Origin of the sequence: Saccharopolyspora sp. NPDC002686 (assembly GCF_040295745.1) — a bacterium.
Taxonomy (GTDB): Bacteria; Actinomycetota; Actinomycetes; order Mycobacteriales; family Pseudonocardiaceae; genus Saccharopolyspora; species Saccharopolyspora oryzae.
In genome coordinates this window covers 1-3,221 of record NZ_JBEOVY010000550.1, presented here as the reverse complement: position 1 = coordinate 3,221, position 3,221 = coordinate 1, and the positions used below count along the sequence as shown (strand labels likewise).

Here is a 3,221-nt window from a genome sequence, read left to right as displayed (position 1 = left end):
GGAAATCGGACCTCCGATTTCCATTGAATTTGCGGAGCACCGGTGACCGCACCCCGGGACGCCTGGGCGGGTGTCCCGGAGCAGCGGGGTCAGACGATCGGGAGGTGGAGGGCCGCCGGGGCCGAGGCCGGGACCGCGGGGGACTTGGGCTCGACCGGGGCGACCTGGCGGTACGCCTCGCGCTGGTCCGGGCGGGTGTCGGTCTCGCCCTTGTTCGGCCACATCGCGAAGGCCCGCTCCGCCTGCGCGGTGATGGTCAACGACGGGTTCACGCCGAGGTTCGCGCTCACCGCCGAACCGTCCACGATGGACATCGTCGGGTAGCCGTGCGCCCGGTGGTACGGGTCGATCACGCCGTGCTCGGCGTCGTCGCCGATCGGGCAGCCGCCCAGGAAGTGCGCGGTCATCGGGATGTCGAACACCTCGCCCCAGGTCCCGCCCGCGATGCCGCCGATCTCCTCGGCGACCAGCTCGTTGGCCCGCTCGCCGGCCGGGATGTGGGTCGGGTTCGGCGCGCCGTGGCCCTGCTCGGAGGTCAGCTGGGTGCGCCCGAAGCGCTTGCGCAGCTTGGTGGTCAGCGAGTTGTCGAGGCTCTGCATGACCAGCAGGATGACCGTGCGCTCGCTCCAGTTCTTCACGTTCAGCAGGCGCAGCGCGTGCATCGGGTGCTTGCGCAGGTACTGGAACCACTGCTTCAGCCGCGGTTCCGGGGAGCCGCCCTTGGTCGGCAGGGTCTGCAGCAGACCCATCGCGTTGGCGCCCTTGGTGTAGCGGCACGGCTCGATGTGGGTGTTCTCGTCGGGGTGGAACGACGAGGTGATCGCGACGCCGTTGGAGAAGTCCCGCTCGGGGTCGACCTGCGGCATCTGCGCACCGATGATCGACTCGGAGTTGGTGCGGGTGAGCCGCCCGAGCCGCCCGGACAACCGCGGCAGGTCACCGCGTTCCTTGCTGCGGTGCAGCAGGTTCTGCGTGCCCCAGGTGCCGGCGGCGACCACCACGTGGTCGGCGCTGAAGATGCGCGGCTTGCGGTTCCACTTCGCGCCGGTGCGCGAAGTGCCGATGCGCCACCGGCCGTCGGCGCCCTGCCCCAGCCGGTCGACCGTGGTCAGCGGGAACACCTGCGCGCCGCCCGCTTCCGCCAGGTACAGGTAGTTCTTCACCAGCGTGTTCTTCGCGCCGACGCGGCACCCCGACATGCAGGCGCCGCACTCGGTGCAGCCGGTGCGGGCGGGCCCGGCGCCGCCGAAGAACGGGTCGGACTCGGTCTTGCCCGCCGTGCCGAAGTAGACGCCGACCGGCGTGGTGTGGAACGTGTCGCCGACGCCCATCTGCCCGGCGACCTTCTTCATCACCACGTCCGACGGGGTGGTGGACGGGTTGTCCACCACGCCGAGCATCCGCGTCGCCTGGTCGTAGTAGGGCGCGAGTTCGGCTTCCCAGTCGGTGATGTGCGCCCACTGCGGGTCGTTGTAGAACGGCTTGAGCGGCCGGTAGAGCGTGTTGGCGTAGTTCAGCGATCCGCCGCCGACGCCCGCTCCGGCCAGGATCAGGACGTTGCGCAGCAGGTGGATCCGCTGGATGCCGTAGCAGCCGAGCTGCGGTGCCCACAGGAACTTCTTCAGGTCCCAGGAGGTCTTCGGCAGCTCGTCGTCGGTGAACCGGCGACCGGCTTCGAGCACCGCCACCCGGTAGCCCTTCTCGGTCAGCCGCAGCGCGGCCACGCTGCCGCCGAATCCGGAACCGATCACGACCACGTCGAAGTCGCTGCTACCCCGGTGCTCCCCATCACGTCCAGCCATGCGCGACAGATTAAACGTAATTACTCGCCAGTAGCTAGCCCCGAAAGAGCAGAAAAAGCGAAGACCCCCAGCCCGACCGGACTGGGGGTCTTCACGAGTCTTGCTCAGCCGCGGAGAGTCAAGCCGACCTTCTGGAACTCCTTGAGGTCGCGGTAGCCCGTCTTGGCCATCGCGCGGCGGAGGCCGCCGAAGAGGTTCAGCGTGCCGTACGGGTCGCTGCTCGGGCCGAACAGCAGCTTCTCCAGGTCCGCGTCCGAACCGGCGAAGCCGGTGATGTCGCTGCGCGGCAGGCTCGGGTGCGCGGCGGCCGAAGTCCAGTAGTAGCCCTGCGCCGGGGAGTCCGAGGCCTCGGCCAGCGACTCGCCGAGCATCACCGCGTCCGCGCCGCAGGCGATCGCCTTCGCGATGTCGCCGGAGTAGGACAGCGCGCCGTCGGCGATCACGTGCACGTACCGGCCACCGGTCTCGTCCAGGTAGTCGCGGCGCGCCGCGGCGGCGTCGGCGACGGCCGTCGCCATCGGGACGCCGATGCCCAGGACCTGGGTGGTCGTCGCGGAGCGGGACTCGCCGAAGCCGACGATCACACCAGCCGCGCCGGTGCGCATCAGGTGCATCGCAGTGCGGTAGTCGCCGACACCACCGGCGATCACCGGCACGTCGAGCTCACCGATGAAGCGCTTGAGGTTCAGCGGCTCGCCGTCGCGCGCCACGTGCTCGGCGGAGATGATCGTGCCCTGCACGACCAGCACCTCGACGCCAGCCGCGAGCAGGTCCGGGGTCAGCTCCTCGGCGTGCTGCGGGCTGACGCGCGCGGCCACCGTGACGCCGGAGTCCTTGATCTGCTTCAGCGAGGTGGCGAGCAGGTCCTGCCGGATCGGCGCGGAGTGCAGCTCCTGCAGCAGGCGGATGGCCGCCTCCGGGTCGCTGCTCTCGTCCGCGGCGCGCACCACGTCGAACAGCTTCTCCTCGACGTTCTCGTGCCGCGCCCACAGGCCCTCGGCGTTGAGCACGCCCAGACCGCCGAGCTCGCCGATCCGCACCGCCGTCGCGGGCGAGACGACCGCGTCGGTCGGATGCGTGACCAGCGGGATGTCGAAGCGGTACGCGTCGATCTGCCACGCCAGCGACACGTCCTTGGAGGAACGGGTGCGCCTGGACGGCACGATCGCAACGTCGTCCAAGTCGTAACCGCGCATCGCTGTGCGACCCATGCCGATCTCAACCTGATCCCGCACCGTCAGTCCCTCCTCGCGGCACCGATGTCCAACGCAACATTCTCTCTGCGGCATCCGGGTGACGCGCAACGGGGGCCCCTAGCCCTCCGTGATCACCCGACCACACACCCCCTGCTCGGCCCAGGCGGGTGTCGATTTAGTGGGGAAAAGGCAACCCGACACCACGAGGCCCCCCCCCCCGGCC

General features: G+C 69.9%; 2 protein-coding genes. Both read right to left on the bottom strand.

Annotated features, from left to right (window positions below; genetic code table 11):
* Window positions 1–89 precede the first annotated feature (89 nt).
* Window positions 90–1,802, bottom strand: a complete 1,713-nt coding sequence (locus ABTZ89_RS37370; protein ID WP_270954602.1) for a GMC family oxidoreductase N-terminal domain-containing protein — start codon at window positions 1,800–1,802, stop codon at window positions 90–92.
* Window positions 1,803–1,906: 104 nt separating this feature from the next.
* Entirely contained in the window at window positions 1,907–3,037 is a 1,131-nt protein-coding gene (locus ABTZ89_RS37365; RefSeq protein ID WP_351053925.1) for a GuaB3 family IMP dehydrogenase-related protein, read from the bottom strand.
* Window positions 3,038–3,221: the final 184 nt, after the last annotated feature.